At 36.8% G+C, this 17011-nt stretch carries 15 protein-coding genes, 1 pseudogene and 1 riboswitch; of the genes and pseudogenes, 8 read left to right on the forward strand and 8 right to left on the reverse strand.

Annotated features, from left to right (window positions below; all coding sequences use genetic code 11):
• Positions 1–521, reverse strand: a pseudogene (locus EGI24_RS13845) (peptidase M28); the annotation flags it as partial.
• 100 nt (positions 522–621) lie between these two features.
• Between EGI24_RS13845 and gcvP the strand changes: the two are divergent.
• The 4 genes from gcvP to EGI24_RS13865 are packed head-to-tail and all read left to right on the forward strand — an operon-like array spanning position 622 to position 5560.
• On the forward strand, positions 622–3492 hold the full coding sequence (gene gcvP / locus EGI24_RS13850) for an aminomethyl-transferring glycine dehydrogenase (protein ID WP_255049038.1): 2871 nt from the start codon (positions 622–624) through the stop codon (positions 3490–3492).
• Positions 3485–4495: an aminodeoxychorismate synthase component I gene (locus tag EGI24_RS13855; RefSeq protein ID WP_255049039.1), complete on the forward strand. Its 1011-nt coding sequence runs from the start codon at positions 3485–3487 to the stop codon at positions 4493–4495. The genes gcvP and EGI24_RS13855 overlap by 8 nt, the downstream gene beginning before the upstream one ends.
• The gene (locus EGI24_RS13860) at positions 4479–5096 is read left to right on the forward strand and encodes an aminotransferase class IV (RefSeq protein ID WP_255049040.1); all 618 of its coding nucleotides are present in this window, start codon (positions 4479–4481) and stop codon (positions 5094–5096) included. Before EGI24_RS13855 ends, EGI24_RS13860 begins: the two co-directional genes overlap by 17 nt.
• Entirely contained in the window at positions 5093–5560 is a 468-nt protein-coding gene (locus EGI24_RS13865; RefSeq protein WP_255049041.1) for a hypothetical protein, read from the forward strand. The genes EGI24_RS13860 and EGI24_RS13865 overlap by 4 nt, the downstream gene beginning before the upstream one ends.
• Before the next feature lie 5 nt (positions 5561–5565).
• On the opposite strand, the gene EGI24_RS13870 is transcribed toward EGI24_RS13865, so the two are convergent.
• Positions 5566–6051: a nuclear transport factor 2 family protein gene (locus EGI24_RS13870; RefSeq protein WP_255049042.1), complete on the reverse strand. Its 486-nt coding sequence runs from the start codon at positions 6049–6051 to the stop codon at positions 5566–5568.
• 107 nt (positions 6052–6158) lie between these two features.
• Between EGI24_RS13870 and EGI24_RS13875 the strand changes: the two genes are divergently transcribed.
• Both EGI24_RS13875 and EGI24_RS13880 read left to right on the forward strand, forming a co-directional pair.
• Complete coding sequence (locus EGI24_RS13875) at positions 6159–7394, forward strand: hypothetical protein (RefSeq protein WP_255049043.1); 1236 nt, start codon at positions 6159–6161, stop codon at positions 7392–7394.
• Between the two features lie 5 nt (positions 7395–7399).
• On the forward strand, positions 7400–8602 hold the full coding sequence (locus EGI24_RS13880; RefSeq protein WP_255049044.1) for a hypothetical protein: 1203 nt from the start codon (positions 7400–7402) through the stop codon (positions 8600–8602).
• Position 8603: 1 nt separating this feature from the next.
• Here the strand turns inward: EGI24_RS13880 and EGI24_RS13885 are convergent, their stop codons facing one another.
• Positions 8604–9770, reverse strand: a complete 1167-nt coding sequence (locus EGI24_RS13885; RefSeq protein WP_255049045.1) for a hypothetical protein — start codon at positions 9768–9770, stop codon at positions 8604–8606.
• Positions 9771–9929: 159 nt separating this feature from the next.
• A riboswitch (SAM riboswitch) is annotated at positions 9930–10050 on the forward strand.
• 109 nt (positions 10051–10159) lie between these two features.
• Between EGI24_RS13885 and EGI24_RS13890 the strand changes: the two genes are divergently transcribed.
• Positions 10160–11452 (forward strand): O-acetylhomoserine aminocarboxypropyltransferase/cysteine synthase family protein, encoded by a 1293-nt coding sequence (locus EGI24_RS13890; protein WP_255049046.1) that lies wholly within the window; start codon positions 10160–10162, stop codon positions 11450–11452.
• A gap of 68 nt (positions 11453–11520) precedes the next feature.
• Positions 11521–12540: a homoserine O-acetyltransferase gene (gene metX, locus EGI24_RS13895; protein WP_255049047.1), complete on the forward strand. Its 1020-nt coding sequence runs from the start codon at positions 11521–11523 to the stop codon at positions 12538–12540.
• A gap of 134 nt (positions 12541–12674) precedes the next feature.
• Here the strand turns inward: metX and EGI24_RS13900 are convergent, their stop codons facing one another.
• The 5 genes from EGI24_RS13900 to EGI24_RS13920 all read right to left on the reverse strand — a co-directional run bounded on the left by EGI24_RS13900 (position 12675) and on the right by EGI24_RS13920 (position 16840).
• Positions 12675–13556: a cupin-like domain-containing protein gene (locus EGI24_RS13900; protein WP_255049048.1), complete on the reverse strand. Its 882-nt coding sequence runs from the start codon at positions 13554–13556 to the stop codon at positions 12675–12677.
• A 68-nt stretch (positions 13557–13624) separates the two neighbouring features.
• Positions 13625–14227, reverse strand: coding sequence for a bifunctional 2-polyprenyl-6-hydroxyphenol methylase/3-demethylubiquinol 3-O-methyltransferase UbiG (locus EGI24_RS13905; RefSeq protein WP_255049049.1), 603 nt, complete (start codon positions 14225–14227; stop codon positions 13625–13627).
• Positions 14228–14297: 70 nt separating this feature from the next.
• On the reverse strand, positions 14298–14585 hold the full coding sequence (locus tag EGI24_RS13910) for a rhodanese-like domain-containing protein (protein WP_255049050.1): 288 nt from the start codon (positions 14583–14585) through the stop codon (positions 14298–14300).
• 78 nt (positions 14586–14663) lie between these two features.
• Complete coding sequence (locus EGI24_RS13915; RefSeq protein WP_255049052.1) at positions 14664–16301, reverse strand: ABC-F family ATP-binding cassette domain-containing protein; 1638 nt, start codon at positions 16299–16301, stop codon at positions 14664–14666.
• A gap of 272 nt (positions 16302–16573) precedes the next feature.
• Complete coding sequence (locus EGI24_RS13920) at positions 16574–16840, reverse strand: TIGR03643 family protein (RefSeq protein WP_409035483.1); 267 nt, start codon at positions 16838–16840, stop codon at positions 16574–16576.
• Positions 16841–17011: the final 171 nt, after the last annotated feature.

Genomic DNA, 17011 nt, shown 5'->3' on the forward strand with positions numbered 1-17011 from the left:
TTACTCGATACAAACTTTCCGGCTTTGTTTTTCGGTTCATTTTCTATCAAAATAACCGCTTTGCCTTTTACGCTTTTGTTTAAGTAGTCATTTGAGGTTTCGGATTGAATGCCATAACCCACAAAAACAGTTTCAATTTCCTTTTCAACAGGGATATTAATCATTCCAACTGGAAAGTAATCATTGAAAAATACTTTCTTCTTACCATTGATTACTACATAGGATTCTTTCCATCCGTTTTTATACAATTCAATTTTTTGCTGGAAACTCATTTTGCCCATTTGATCTCGTACTATTGGAGTTATACCAAGAGCGGATAGGTGATTCGTTATGTATTCGGCGGCTTTTTTCTGGCCTTCTGAGCCTGTATCTCTACCACCGAGCTCATCTGAAGCAATATATGTGAGGTGTTTTCTGAGGTCTTCTTCGTTGATGGTTTCCTGGAAAGTTTGTCGAGGCGACTGGGCTAAACATAATGTATTAGCCAAAAGAGCTAAAAATAATAAGCTGATTTTGTTCATTGATAAATTTGTTTGTAAGGCAAAGAAACCAAAACATTTTGTTTTCTCAAGTAGTTTATTTTCTTAAATTTGCATTTTAATTTTCTCCCCAAAAAACTTCATGAAAGTCACTCTTACTAATCACGAAAAATTCGAAAAAAGACATCAAGGCAAAACTTCATCCGAATTAGAATCTATGTGCATTGAAATAGGTGTAGAAAACCTAGAGCAACTGATCGACGAAACTGTGCCTGCCAATATTAGATTGGACAAAATGTTGAATCTGCCAGCTGCACTATCAGAAACACAACTCTTGGAAAAATTGAAGTTTTTGGGATCAAAAAATAAAGTTTACAAATCGTTCATAGGAGGAGGATATTATGATACCGCCGTTCCGAAAGTTATTTTAAGAAATATTCTAGAAAATCCTTCTTGGTATACAGCTTACACGCCATATCAAGCTGAAATAGCCCAAGGAAGATTAGAAATGCTCTTAAATTTCCAAACGATCGTGACCGATTTGACTGGAATGGAGATTTCAAATGCATCCCTTTTGGACGAAGCTACTGCTGCTGCGGAAGCTATGTCAATGTTTTACAACATTAAAAAAGGGGCAAAGAAAAACGCCAACGATTTCTTTATTTCAGAAAGTTGTCATCCGCAAGTTATAGATGTAATTACAGGAAGAGCCACCCCAATTGGCGTAAATATAATAGTAGGTAATCAAGATACCTTTGATTTTGAAAAATCGAATGTCTTTGGTGTCATGTTTCAAAATCCAAATACATTTGGAGAGATTGCAGATTATACAGACTTAATTTCTCGTTTGCACACTTCTGATATTAAAGTGTGTGTTGGAATAGATTTACTATCATTAACTATATTTAAGAACCCAGGACAAATGGGTGCTGATGTGGTTATAGGGACATCGCAGCGTTTGGGTGTTCCAATGGGTTACGGTGGACCTCATGCTGCTTTTTTTGCCACGAAAGACGAATTTAAAAGACACATTCCGGGTAGAATTATTGGAAAATCAATAGATTCAGAAGGTAATCCTGCATTGAGAATGGCTCTTCAAACGCGTGAGCAACATATCAGAAGAGAAAAGGCGACCTCGAATATTTGTACAGCTCAGGTATTACTTTCGGTAATGTCTGCTGCATATTGTATTTATCATGGGCCAGATGGTTTGAAAGAAATAGCCTTAAAAATACATGGTTTGACCAAGTCATTTGCCAATGCCGTTCAAGGGTTGGATTACAGAGTGTTGAATCAAAACTATTTTGATACCATTACTTTGGATGTTTTGGATAATACCAAAATTCGTCAAATAGCCGAATCTAGAGGAGTTAATTTTAGATACCACGGCACAGAAGATATCAGCATATCATTTGACGAAACCAAAACGCTTGAAGATTTAGGTTTGCTACTTGAAATCTTTGCAGAAGCGAGAGGCGAGAGTTTAGTGATGAACCTTAAGCACGATGTGGAAATTAGTATTCCAGAAAATTTAGGCAGAGAGGATGATTACATGAAGCATCCGGTATTTAATTCATATCATACCGAACACGAAATGCTTCGTTATTTGAAATCTCTGGAAAGTAAAGACCTTTCATTGGTACATTCCATGATTTCGTTAGGAAGTTGCACCATGAAGCTAAACGCTACTTCTGAAATGATAGCCGTAACTTGGCCAGAATTTGGAAATATTCACCCATTTGCTCCTGTAGATCAGACAGTGGGTTATCAAATGATGTTTGATGAATTGTGTGATTGGCTTTCTGAAATTACTGGTTTTGCAAAAGTTTCGCTTCAACCCAATTCTGGAGCTCAAGGTGAGTTAGCAGGTTTAATGGTTATTAGAGCTTTTCACGAGCAAAATAACCATGGTGCTAGAAATATAGCCTTGATACCGTCTTCGGCACATGGAACCAACCCTGCATCTGCTGTTATGGCTGGAATGAAAGTGGTTGTGGTGAAATGCGATGAAAAAGGAAATATTGATGTAGAAGATTTGAAATTAAAAGCCGCAGAGCATGCCGAGGATTTGGCTTGCCTGATGGTTACTTATCCTTCTACCCATGGTGTTTTTGAAGAAACCATCATTGAAATATGTGAGATAATTCACAGTTATGGCGGGAAAGTGTACATGGATGGTGCCAATATGAATGCTCAAGTAGGTTTAACCTCTCCAGGCAAAATTGGAGCAGACGTTTGTCACTTGAATCTGCACAAAACTTTTGCTATTCCTCACGGTGGTGGAGGTCCTGGTGTTGGACCAATAGGGGTTACGGCTGAATTGGCAGCGTTTTTACCAGGCAATGCGGTAATAAAAACTGGTGGTGAAAAAGCCATCAATGGTATTTCGGCTGCTCCATGGGGAAGTGCTAGCGTTTTACCAATTTCTTACGCTTATATCGCTATGATGGGTCCTGATGGTTTAACCAACGCTACGAAATATGCCATTTTGAATGCCAACTATATAAAATCGAGACTAGAGAAGCATTTTGATATATTGTACACAGGCTCTAATGGACATTGTGCCCATGAGATGATAGTAGAATGTCGTCCTTTCAAAATGTCAGCTCATGTGGAGGTAGAAGACATCGCCAAGCGTTTGATGGATTATGGTTTCCATGCTCCAACGGTTTCGTTTCCTGTGGCAGGTACTTTGATGATAGAGCCAACTGAATCTGAATCTAAGGCCGAATTGGATAAATTCTGTGATGCTTTGATAGCTATTAGAGAGGAAATAGCCGAAATTGAGTCTGGCATTTATCCAGCTGACAATAACGTTTTGGTCAATGCACCTCACACCCAAAGGGTGGTGATGGCCGAAAATTGGGATAAATCGTATAGCAGAGAAAAAGCAGCCTTCCCGAACGAAAAGTTGAAATTTAATAAATTCTGGCCGGCTGTAAGCAGAATTGATTCTGCCTACGGAGATAGAAATTTGGTTTGTGCATGCGAGCCAATTGAAGCTTATGCATAAACTGTCTGAGAAAGATACTGTATTAGAAATGAATAAATTAGGGCAGTTAAATTGCCCTTTTTTGTTTATAATCGGTTTTGATAAAACTGAAAATCTCGTCATTCCTCTTGATGAAATTTCGCCCGAAGAAATCAAATATGCATTCAAGGATGAATTTTCGGTATATCAGAACTTTGTCGACAAAGATTTAATAAATGAACCAGAGATTTCTTCTGAAATGATCTCATTTGGGTTATATGAAAAGGCCTTTGATTTTGTTAAATATAACCTAGAGTTAGGTAATAGTTTTTTGACAAACTTGACGGTTTCTAATCCAATTAAAGTAAATATTTCTTTCGAAAAAATCATTAATTTTACCAAAGCCAAATATAAACTCTGTCTTAAGGATGAGTTTGTTTGTTTTTCCCCTGAGTCGTTTGTTTCGGTAAATAAAAATGGAAAGATTTCGTCGTTTCCAATGAAAGGAACGATAGATGCAAATGTTAAAGATGCTGAAAATGATATACTTAATGATCCGAAAGAGCTATATGAACATACCACCATTGTAGATTTGATTCGAAACGATTTGAGTAAAATTTGCGAAAAAGTGTGGGTGGAGCGATTTAGATATATCGACAAAATACGCAGAAACAGCGGTCAGGAATTGTTGCAGGTGAGCTCCGAAGTTTGCGGACAATTGCCGAAAGACTGGAAAAACAATATCGGGGATTGGTTCTTTGAACTTTTACCCGCTGGTTCTATCTCAGGAGCACCCAAGGAAAAAACTTTGGAAATAATTAGGGAAGCCGAAAATGATTTGCACCAAAAGAGCCAAAGGAATTATTATACGGGAGTTTTTGGTTTATTTGATGGCGAAATATTGACCTCTGCTGTAATGATACGCTTTATAGAAAAAAATGAAAACGGCTTGGTGTTCAAAAGCGGTGGAGGTATAACGAGTAGGAGCGATGCAAGAAAAGAATACGAGGAACTAAATCAAAAAATTTATGTACCAGTTTTTTGAAAGTATAAAGTTGCAAGACGGAAAAATGCATTTGCTTGATTTGCATTCTGAGCGATTAAATCGCACCCGAAATGCATTTTTTGAAAACATAAAGGATATAGACTTGGAGAAGGAATTGATGATTCCTTGTGAAAAAAAGAATGGGTTGTATAAAGTAAAAGTGGTGTATGCTAAATATTTGGAAAGCGTGACAATTGACAGCTATACCATTAAAGACCACCACAAAATTAAACTTTTGGAAAAACCCAATATCAAATATGATTTTAAGTTTTTAGATAGGAAAATTCTTGATGAGGACTTCAACCAGAATGCTGATTTTGACGATGTGATTTTTTTGAAAAATGGAATATTAACAGATGCAACGTACAGTAATTTGGTTTTTTTCGATGGTAATACCTGGTTTACTCCAGAAAACTATCTTTTGAATGGTATAAGGAGAAAGGCTTTGTTGGATTCTGGAATTATTACAGAAAAAAAGATTCTAAAGGATGACATTCAATGCTTTCAAAAAATAGCCTTTATAAATGCCATGCGAGATTTCGAGAAAATGTATACATTTGTTCATAAAGACGATTTTCTCCTTCTAAATCCTTCCTCATGAAAAAAATAGCCCTGTTTTTTGCTTTTCTAACTATATTCACCGCTTGTCAGAAAAAAAATCATCCTACCATAACTATGCCGACTGAAAAATATAGACTCTTACCAAAATCCACAGAAGATTTGGTAGAGCTTAAAAGTCAATGGGAAAAGTCGAAAATTGAGATTGAAATGGATTTCAAAACCGGAGAATTCAAAGGCTTTTACAAAAAATCTGCCTTCTCAGGCAAATATGACATTCAGAAAGTCACTTCGGGTTTTGTGAAGGGTTTTAATTATAAGGTAGAGCTGGCGTATTCGACCAAAGACGGCTCAGAAAATTCCAAACTCGACGAATTCGTAGAAAAACTTGCAAAATGTGAGCGAATTTTCGTCACACCTGATAAACTAATTGATAGCCAGTTTGTTACGGCTGAGTTTAAGTCGACTGAAGAAGGTGACAAATTGATGTTTGTGTTGTTAAAGTGAGTTGATTATTTGCCTTTAATGAATTTCTCCAAACTTCCCATGGCTGTTTTCTGTACTTTGGCTTTGAAATATGTTGTCCAGCCTATTAAAAGCCCAGTTAGCCCAAAAGCTTGCCTAGCCCATTTGTAAAAATCAAAACTATCAGTGTGTTGGCTTATTTTGCCTTCTTCTATTTTGAAAAAAGCTTGTATGTCATTTATTACCAACCTGCCAGTCTTAGAAAAGGTGTATTTGGCTATCCATCTGGCGTTTACATAATTTTCGTCGCTGCTGATAATCTCGAACTTTAATTCCAAATCTTTACCGTTTTTAATGAGCATTTCCCACATTTGGCCAGCTTCTACACCATTCAGGTTGGTGAATACTTCATCGTTGAAAATAGCATCAGATCTATAACTCTCTTGCATGGTTTTGAAATCTTTGGCTTTGAAAGCGTTATAGAAATGGGTAATTAGCTGGCTGTTTTCTATCATTATTTTTAGATTTTTCATAAAATTATCTGAAGTACACCGATAAAAAAAATGTTAATGATTTATTAATTTTCGTTAATGGGAAAGGTGAGTTTTTATATTGCAATAAGTTTCACTAAAAAACTACCATGCGAAACATCTTTACGATACTTTTTTTGTTAAATGCCATCGGATTATCTGCTCAACAAGATTTTCGCAAAACTTATTTTCCCTTAATCAATAAGGCCGAGCTTCATCTAGTAAAACAGGAATATTTGGAGGCCAGCCAAGCTTATTTTTCGGCATTCAGTCTCACTAAAACTCCGTTGATTCGTGATTTGTACAATGCCACTGTGTGTAAATTATACCAAAATGACTTCGAAGGTGGCAAATTATATCTCTTTAAAATGGCCCAGCGGGGTGTAAAAGCCGAAACTTTGGAACAACGAGAGATTTTTGAGGTGGGATACAACACCGAATCTTGGAAAAATTTCAAGCCCAGTTATGAGCAGTTTTTTGAGCCAAAAGAGTTAAACGATTTCTTGAAATATCACTTTACAAATTTAGATATTCTCAGAAAAATGATTTTTGAGTTTGGTGCAGAAAGCTTCGTAAATTTGCCAAATGGAGCAAATCCACCAACCCATGCGATCAAAAGGAAAGATTTTAACGCCTATTTTTCTAATGAAACAACTGCTGAGGATAGAGCTAAAATACTAAAATACTCCATGGAGGAGGTGGAGAAAGAGACCAAGGATTCTCAGGCCACCAAAGAGGATATTTATAATGAAGCCAAAGAAATTTTGTTGCTAATCATGGAAAATCCTATGGCCTTATACGAAGGCAATAGTCAAGTGGAGACTTTTCATACGCACGACCATGATCTCTTTTCGTTTTTGAGTTTTTTTACTTTTAATCGAGATAGAAGAGTTGGAAGAGCGGATAACATAAGCAGTTTTATGAACGAAACAGAGCAGAAATACATAGATGAAAAACTTCAAGATGCTGTATATCAGGGGTTTTTGAGCCCTCAAGTGGCTATTTCTCAATCTTCTGAAAAGGAAATTCCGGAAAAGATAAAGGTGACTTCATTTACACTTACCATAGAGAATAGTTCCGAATGTGGAAAAGAATTTGACGATATTGAGAACATCCGGTTCCTAAAAAAGAATGTTTTGACATCAGAGGAACAAAAAGAGTACAAGAAGATTAAAGATAAATACGGTCTGGAGAGTTTGGACGATAGATTCAAAAAGGAGGTATTTGGAATAGATAAAAACAAATATTTTATCCTCAATACGCGTTCTTCTGTGGAATCATCCGTGGTGCCCAATTGTGAAGTTGCACAAAAAATGCTTGCTGGTGCCACCATTATCCAAGACTAGAACCAATGAAAACCTTATTTATTTTTCTCACACTTTTATTAACCTCTCCGCTTTTCGCACAAGTAGATTTTAGAAAAGAATATTATCCAGCCATTAATCGGGCAGAAATGGCCATTACACAGGATGATTACCAAACTGCTTTTACAGCATATCAAACTGCATTTTCGGCTGTAAAAACACCACTGGCCAGAGATATTTTTAATGCTGTGGCCTGTAAATTTCTTCTAAATGATTTTGAAGGTGCTAAGCCTTTACTTATGAAATTGGCGAAGAAGGGAATTCCTGGTAGTTCTTTGGAACTAAAAGAGGTTTTCATGCTCGATAATATAAAAAGTCAATGGAATAGTTTTAAGTTTCTTTATGAGCAAATTCAAAGCATGCCGCAGGAGAAAATTATTGTTGGACTGTCTGATAAATTAACTTTGTATAATAGTGTCTATGATACTTTAAACGCAAATTCCGTGACTTTTTTCGTGGGTGAAGATGGGAAAGGCCAGCAAATATTGTCGAAGAATTTGAATTCTTCGAAAACAAACAAAGCTTTGACTAAAAAAGAATTAGACGCGAATTATCTATTAATGGCTGGAATAAGCAAGGAATTATTTAATAAAGCTCAGGAAACCTTAGTAGATTATGTTATTTCAGAGGGGTTTGTTGCTGAAGAAGTTATGTTTGTTGAGGACTCCGATTTTTTGAGGAATTCATTCGCTTGGAATATTGAAAAGTATAGATTTCGAATGTATTTTCGTTATGATGGGGGTTATTCAACGGAAGTAAAACCTTTTTCGGGTATTTCTGATGAAAAGAAAAAAGAATTTGACTATAAAATTCTAGAGTCAGTAAGTCAAGGTAAAATACATCGTGATCTGGCACTAAAACTTCTTTTTGGCTATAAATCAGACAATAAATTACTTTTTACCAAAATCAATGTAGAGAATATTGAAAACTGCTCTCTAGACTTGAAAGAAAAAACATACTCCTTATTATATTACAAAAGCCCAGGCCCGAATTTGGATGCTGAAAGTCAAAAAACACTTGAAGAGCTGGTTCTTGGTGATAACAACTTATTATTTGAAAAAGCCAAATACAAAGTATTGAAAAACAGCTATTTCGCCATGAGTTCAGACGCTCAAATGGAAGAAACCACCGTTCCAAATTGTGATATTGCCAAACAAATTATTGAAAAGGCCAATATTATTAAGGATTAATTCACACTTCTACCCCAGCTGCAAACGGGCTTCGGGTTTGCCATTCAGATTCAATATTGTTGTACATTTTTCTTAGGAAAAGCTGAAAACTCCAACTATAAATGTGCTTTTTGAAATAAACATAATTGTAATTTGGGGTAGGTTTAGCTCCTAAGCTAGCTTTTGCTACATGTGCAGTTCTGCCCAATTCCAAAGATTCTTGTTTGTCTATAATCGCTTGTTCTAAGCCAAATTGTAGAATATTGAAATACAAATTATACTTTTTGTTCCATTCATAGTTTAGTCCAATATAATGAATTTCCATCTGGCGTTTTTCATTATAAATATGCGTACTAAAAGCCAAAAGCTCTTCATTTTTAAAGAAACCGTATATTTTTAGTTTCTCGCCTAATACAGTCTTGAGGTTTATAAAATAAGACTCCGAAATATCCGTCAATTTAAATTCTTGGGTGCTATATACTTGATTATAAAGCTCAAACATTTGCTTCTGGAAATGCTGGAGCTCATCTGAACTTAGCTCTCTTTTATCTAGCTCAGCACCCGATTCGTGTATTTTCTGGAAACGTTTTCTGTATTTTTTGTCCAAATCTTCCACATAATCACCAATTGTCAACCAATCAGAATTAAGCGTCATCTCCATCGATACGTCTTGTTTGATTGGAGTAAATTTCCCCTCTCTTAGCAAAGGAGAATTGCATTCTTTGATAAGTATGCCTGCAAAACCTATCTCTTTTTCTAAATTTTCAATGTAGATTATGAATTCTTCAAAAACCGTTTCCTTGGTCAATCCATTGTTGAAAAAGTAACCTTCTTGGTTTGGTCTGAAAATGTTACCGCATACCAAGAAATCCAAACCACAACGCACACTTTTTATAGAATTAATGATACACTCTAATCTTTGAAAATTCTTGAGCGAGTAACCAATGTTATTGATGGGCACGTTTACTTTTTGCAAATATATATTTCCCGAGAAAATGCCATTTTTGAAAACCTTGATATAATGCCCCTGAATGCTCGTGTTTTGCTCAATAAAGTGAAGGTTTTTGCTCAAAAGGTGGTGATTGGCCGGTAAAAGTGAGTCCCAACTTTCTTCTATTTCAGAAAGTTTACGGTGATGTGTAAAAGTAAATGCTGTGTTTTTTGATTTTCTTTTGAATATGCCGAACATCCAGAAATCGTTTGGTTACGGATAAATACGAAAACAGTCTTGAAAAAGTTCCAAAGCCTTATTCTGACAAACACACAAAAAAACTTTTTTGTTATTTAAAAAACTTTCATAGTTTTGCATCATCAATTCATTCTTCACTGTTGCAGTAGCTGAATGATTGATTTATAAAGACGAGCGGAGAGAATAGGCTCTATGAAACTCGGGCAACCTGACGATACCCATCGAAAAGGTGCCAATACCTACCTAAGCGGCTCAAAGTGGCCATTAGGACTTATAAACCAATCAAGCGATTTTTCAAATTCCTGTTGGTTTTACGCTATCTCCGAAAATCGGAGCTGGAATTGCTTTCGAGCAATGCTTTGTTAAACTTTTTTTAATTTTTTACAAACATGTCTGATTTAAGATTTGAAACGCTGCAGCTACATGCAGGACAAGAGGTTGACCCTACTACCCAATCAAGAGCGGTGCCGATTTACCAAACTACGGCTTACCAGTTTAAAAACTCCGAACACGGAGCCAACCTTTTTGCTTTGAAAGAATTTGGGAATATTTATACCCGAATTATGAACCCAACGAACGATGTTTTTGAGAAACGTTTGGCGGCTTTGGAGGGAGGAGTTGCGGCCTTGGCCATCAGTTCCGGCCATGCAGCTCAGTTTATTGCTATCAACAATGTAACTACCGTTGGTGATAACTTCGTGACGAGTTCGTTTTTGTATGGTGGTACTTTCAATCAATTTAAGAATTCTTTCAAGAATATTGGTGTGGAGGCAAGGTTTGCCAAAGGCAATGATTTGGCTAGTTTTGAAGCCCTGATCGACGAAAAGACCAAATTGCTTTATGTAGAAACCATTGGAAATCCTGGGCTGAATATTCCAGATTTTGAAGGTTTTGTGGCTTTGGCGAAGAAATACGATTTGCCGCTATTTGTAGATAATACTTTTGGAGCAGGTGGTGCTATTTGTCAGCCGCTCAAGCACGGAGCCCATGTGATTGTAGAGTCAGCCACCAAATGGATTGGCGGGCATGGAACAACGATGGGCGGAGTAATTGTAGACGGCGGCACTTTTAATTGGGGAAATGGTAAATATCCTCAGTTTACGGCTCCATCGCCAAGTTATGGAGGTTTGGTGATGAATGATGTTTTTGGTATTGGTGGTCCGTTTGGGAACATACAGTTTATAATTCGTTGTAGGGTAGAAGGCCTTAGAGATTGGGGTCCTGCCCAATCACCTTTCAATTCATTTTTGCTTCTTCAAGGTTTAGAAACGCTAACTTTGAGAGTAGAACGAACTTGTGAAAACGCATTGGCTTTAGCTAAATGTCTGGATGCACACGAGGAGGTAGAATCTGTTACTTATCCAGGATTGGAAAGTCATTCTTCACACGATTTGGCCAAAAAATATCTCACCAGAGGTTTTGGCGGTGTCTTGTCTTTCAAGCTAAAAGGTGGACGAGAAAGAGCGGAGAAATTTGTGAATAGCTTGAAACTTATTTCACATTTGGCCAATGTTGGCGATGCCAAAACCTTAATCATTCATCCGGCATCTACGACGCATTCGCAGTTGTCTGAGTCGGAACAGTTGACCGCTGGCGTTGATCCAAATCTTTTGAGAATTTCGCTTGGTATAGAGCATATTGAAGATATAAAGGCTGATATTTCGGAGGCTCTAAGCTGTTGATATTGTTTGAATCCTCCTTTTATTGGAGGATTCTTTTTTAAAATATTTGTTTTGAATTTTTGCTAAATATGGTCAAAAATCATTTATTTAAGTTTGAGGCACCGTTTCATTTGGAAAGCGGAGAGTGGTTGCCAGAGTTAGAACTTGCTTATACGACTTATGGTGAGTTAAATGCCGATAAGTCGAATGTAGTGTGGGTTTGTCATGCGTTTACCGGAAATGCCAATCCATCTGATTGGTGGAGTGGCTTGATAGGAGAGAAGAGACTATTTAATCCCAAACATTATTTTGTTATTTGTGTAAATGTACTAGGATCGCATTATGGCTCTACCAACGCTTTGAGTGTAAATCCACTTTCTGGACAACAGTATTTTCATGATTTTCCGTTTGTCAGTATTAGGGATGTTGTAAATTCGCTCATACTGCTACGCAAGAACCTTGAAATTGATTCAATTGCTTATCTGCTCGGTGGTTCGCTCGGAGGCCAGCAGGCATTAGAATGGTCAGTTTTGGAGCCTGAGGTTATACAAAAACAAATACTTTTTTCTACAAATGCCCTCCATTCTCCTTGGGGAATTGCTTTCAATGAGAGCCAAAGGATGGCTATTTCTAACGACCCAACTTGGGAATCTAGCACACCAGACGCCGGTATGGAAGGGATGAAAGTCGCCAGAGCGATTGCTTTACTTTCCTATAGAAATTATGAAACTTATAACCGTACACAATCGAGAGATGCCGGTCAAGTGGATTTTTTCAGAGCCAATACTTATCAAAACTATCAGGGAGAGAAGCTTTTGAAGCGATTCAACGCTTATTCTTATTGGACACTTTCTAAAATGTTTGATTCGCACGATGTTGGTAGGGGAAGAGGAGGCATCCAAAAGGCACTTGAACTTGTTTTGGCCAAAACTTTGGTAATTGGTATTACTTCTGATATATTATTTCCCCCTATTGAGCAAGAGAAAATCGCCCAGTTTATTCCAAATGCCAAATATGTGGAAATTGATTCCACTTATGGACATGATGGTTTTTTGATAGAATTTGAAGCCATGACCAATGCTATAGTGGATTGGGAGAAGGAGCTTTGAGATTTATGGAACACGGATTTTAATGCGGAGACCGCACCGGCGGCCTTGACGGATTTATAATTTTCAAAAGTTATATACCCAATAAAATCCGTTGCAAATCAGTCTTAATTTGTGTTCAAAAATGTCAGTAAAGGTTACATTTCCCTTTCTGCTCTTTTTTTAGCATTTCTGATTTTCCAAGCAAACCACTTTTCTCCAAATAACTTATTTAGGAATTCATCGAGGTGCGTCATGATTCCTACTTGCCAAAAGCCAAGTAATCTGTCACTTATGTGAGGACTTAATGAGCGAATGGCAAATCCCAATCCAGCTGTGTTGTATTCAATGTGGTGCCACCAACCAGCAGGCATAAAAATAGTATCTCCTGGTCCTATGGTGCAATCTATACCTTTTACATCCTTAAGTGCTGGATATTTTACAAAATCAGGATGGTTGACATCGATTGATGTATGTGTTGAGAACGGATATTGATATAATTTTTGAGAATATTTTGGGTCAAAAAGTACAACTCTTTTGTAACCAGCGAGTTCTGTAAGGAAAACACAGCTGTTGTCCATGTCTCGGTGTATTCGGGTTATAGCACCTTGACCTCCAAAAAAAGCTAAAGGTAAGAAAGTCAATACTTTATCGGCAATATTCGGAAATTTAAAATGCTCGTGAAGCTCTTTTTTGTGCTTGAAGACATTGAAAAGAAATAGCCTCTTGGTGGTTGGTTTCTCTTGAATGAGTTCCAAATAGTCACCAAACTTCATGGTTTTTGGTGCTTTTTTGTAAGACCTGTCGTCTTGTTTCTTTTCAGACTCATCGTCAAATACACCTACGTCGATATGACCTAATTCTTTTGAAAAATATTCGAAGGTCCAGTCATAAACTTTGGCGTCTTTTCCATAAAGATGTTTGATGATTACTGGTCGTTGGGGAATCATGTAGTATTTCTGAAAATCTTCTCTGGAGATGTTTTCAACTACATCAATGTGATTATTTAAATCTAACGAAATTGATTTTTTAGTTACCATTTTAATTAGAATTTTGGATGAATTTATAACAAAAAACTAACGTCAATGTGTTCCTTAAATTGTGAATATTATTGAAATTTCTTTCTAAAAATTCCTCGAATAATCTCTGCTTCTCCTTGGTGATAATGACCTTCTGATAAAAGTGCATTTTTTTCTTCTAAGGCTTCTATTTCGCAATTTTCGAAATCTCCGCGAAGCATTTTTTCATCGAATAGCATTTCTAATAATTTTGGTCCACCTGAAGATTTACCCAGTTGTTTTTTGTTGAAACCTACAAGAATAATCACACCTCCGGGTTTTAACATATCTAAAAGTTTGTGATGAACTTTCCTGCGAATATTTTCTGGGAAATGAGCAAATACCAAGGCAATTGCGTCAAAACTATTGTTTGGTGCTTGATATTCTAATACATCACAAATATCATAGGATATACTTACTCTATTTTTATGTGCCAACCCCATCGCTTTTTCCTTACCCGATTCGCTAAAATCACATGCAAAAGTGTCCCAATGATTTGCCGCTGCAAAAACTGCATTTCTGCCTTCGCCTTCGCAAGGAAAGAGTATTTTTCCTACCGGAAGTTTTAGAAGCTGTTCCTTTAAAAATTCGTTAGGGTTTTCGCCATAAACATATTCTTTTTCAGAATAACGTTCGTTCCAAAATTCTTTCATGGGTATAAAATAAAAACAAAATGCCCTAAAATTAGAGCATCTTGTCATGAAAAAGCTATTTATCCAAATTTTAACATACCGTTTGAGCTTGGTAATAATTCACGTCTAACCATGATCCGCCATTGTGACAGTCTAGGCCTTGTGCTTTTAAATAAGCTGTTGCTTGGCCACTTCTGTTCCCAGATGCACAGCAAAGAATAAGCGGCATTTTTAGTGATTTTATTTCAGCTAATTTGGAGGGAATTTCGTTTAATGGAATGTTTATCGAACCTGCCACTTTTCCACCCATAAACTCGCCTGGAGTTCTTACATCAACAATAGTTCCTTCGTTGTTTTTGATTAATTCTTCTATGTTCATATCTTTATTTGTTTTGATTTCTGATGCAAAGTTCAGGTTAAACAAATAATAATATGGTGATGTATGTTACATTCTTGATTAATTCTTCCTCTCTATTTCTCTGAGGTTCTCTAGTTTTTTGTTTTTCAGGAACCCATTGATATCCTCAAAGTGCTCTCTGACACGTTTATTGCCAAATTCAAACACTTTTTCTGCCAAGCCGTCTAAGAAATCTCTGTCGTGAGAAATAAGAATAATTGTTCCCTCAAAGGCTTTCAGTGCGTCTTTTAGAATATCTTTTGTGCGTAAGTCCAAATGGTTGGTTGGTTCATCGAGAATCAAAAGGTTGACAGGTTGAAGTAAAAGTTTTATCATGGCCAATCTGGTTTTTTCACCACCTGAGAGCATTTTTACTTTTTTGTTCAAATCGTCTCCTCTGAACAAAAAAGCACCTAGAAGGTCTTTGATTTTGGTTCGAATATCTCCAACCGCTATTTGTTCTACCGTGTCAAAAATAGACAATTCCTCGTCTAAAAGCGATGCTTGATTTTGTGCAAAATAACCGATAAAGCCGTTGTGGCCCACTTTTAGGTCACCTTCAAAATCTATTTCGCCCATGATGGCTTTTACCATAGTAGATTTTCCCTCACCATTTTTTCCTACAAAAGCTACTTTTTGGCCTCTTTCAATGGTGATATTGGCATCTTTAAATACCAAATGGTCTCCATAACTTTTGCTTACTTGATCGGCTATAACGGGGTAGTTCCCTGACCGAGGTGCGGCAGGGAATTTTATACTTATGGCCGAGTTGTCCACTTCGTCCACTTCCACTATTTCCACTTTTTCTAACATTTTCACCCGCGACTGTACCTGAAGTGTTTTTGAATAAGTGCCTTTAAATCTATCAATGAATTCTTGTGTTTCGGCAATCATCTTGGCTTGGTCGTTGAACTGCTTCTGTTGCTGCTCCATACGTTCCTTGCGGAGTTGCAGGTAGTGGGTATAGTTTACCTTGTAGTCATAAATACGGCCCATGGTTACTTCAATGGTGCGGTTGGTAATGTTGTCTACGAATGCTCTATCATGAGAAATCACGATTACGGCCTTAGAACTATTTATCAGAAAATCCTCCAGCCACTGCACCGATTCAATGTCCAAGTGATTGGTGGGCTCATCTAAAAGTATAAGGTCTGGGTTTTTAAGTAATATTTTGGCGAGTTCTATTCTCATTCTCCAGCCTCCGCTAAACTCGCTTGTTGGTCGGGCGAAATCTTCTCTTTCAAAACCAAGGCCTTTTAGAATTTTTTCTATTTCTGCGTCGTAGTTTATTTCTTCTATCGAATAGTATTTTTCGCTCAGATCAGAAACTTGGGTGATGATGTCCATGTAAGCATCTGATTCGTAATCTGTTCTGGTTTCAAGTTGATGATTTAGCTCATCTATTTCGGCTTTCATTTTCAGAACCGTATCAAAAGCCTTGGCTGTTTCTTCAAAAACGGTGGAGTTGTCTTCTGTCAGCAAATGTTGAGGCAAATAAGCAATTACGGCATCACTTGGGGCAGATATTTTGCCTCTTGTAGGTTTGTCTACTCCTGCAATTATCTTCAAAAGAGTAGATTTTCCTGCTCCATTTTTACCCATAAGTGCTATTCTATCTTTCTCATTGATATTAAATGTAATATCCGAAAAAAGAGTTGTGCCACTAAATTCTACCGCTACGCTATCTACAGAAATCATGCTTTTTGATTTGTTAAAAATAAAGCCGCAAAGGTAGCTAAAATTACGAATTGACTAAGGAAATGTGAGGTATAAAACTTTTTTGAAGGTTTTGAGTTTACACACTTTAGTTATGTCCTAAAAATAGTTGCAACTAGAATTGCTGTTTCAACGTATTGTATGCTTTAGCATAGAATGATATTGATTTCTGAGATTGTATATTAACCTAAACTGTGAATAAAATCGATTGGTGGGGGGCTTGTTCCCCCATTTTTTTTGTTAAAAGGTTAAATTTAGCGTTTTGATATTTTATTGTGCGTAATACTTCTTTGGAGGGTGCATTTGAATTTAGACATATCGGTATCTCGCAGTTTGAGGTGTTTGGTGGTACGACCTTTCATTCGTTTACGCCACATTTCGAAGCTTTTACGCTTCATGTGCTTTCTCATAAATGCAATCACATCTTTTTCTTTTAGCCCAAACTGGCTCTCGATGGCTTCGAAAGGCGTGCGGTCTTCCCATGCCATTTGAATGATTCTGTCTTGTATTTCTGGTTCCAAATGATCAATATTTTAGTGATTAACTTAAATTATAAGTCATTTGTTTTATATGAATGAGTGATAATAAACGCTTTTAGTTTGTTTGGAAGCTATTTTACAAAAGTCACAAAGCATCCACAAAAGACACAAAGTTTAACAGCTAAATATGGAGGATTTGAAAATATATTCAGA

Origin of the sequence: Lacihabitans sp. CS3-21 (assembly GCF_024343675.1) — a bacterium.
Taxonomy (GTDB): domain Bacteria; phylum Bacteroidota; class Bacteroidia; order Cytophagales; family Spirosomataceae; genus Leadbetterella.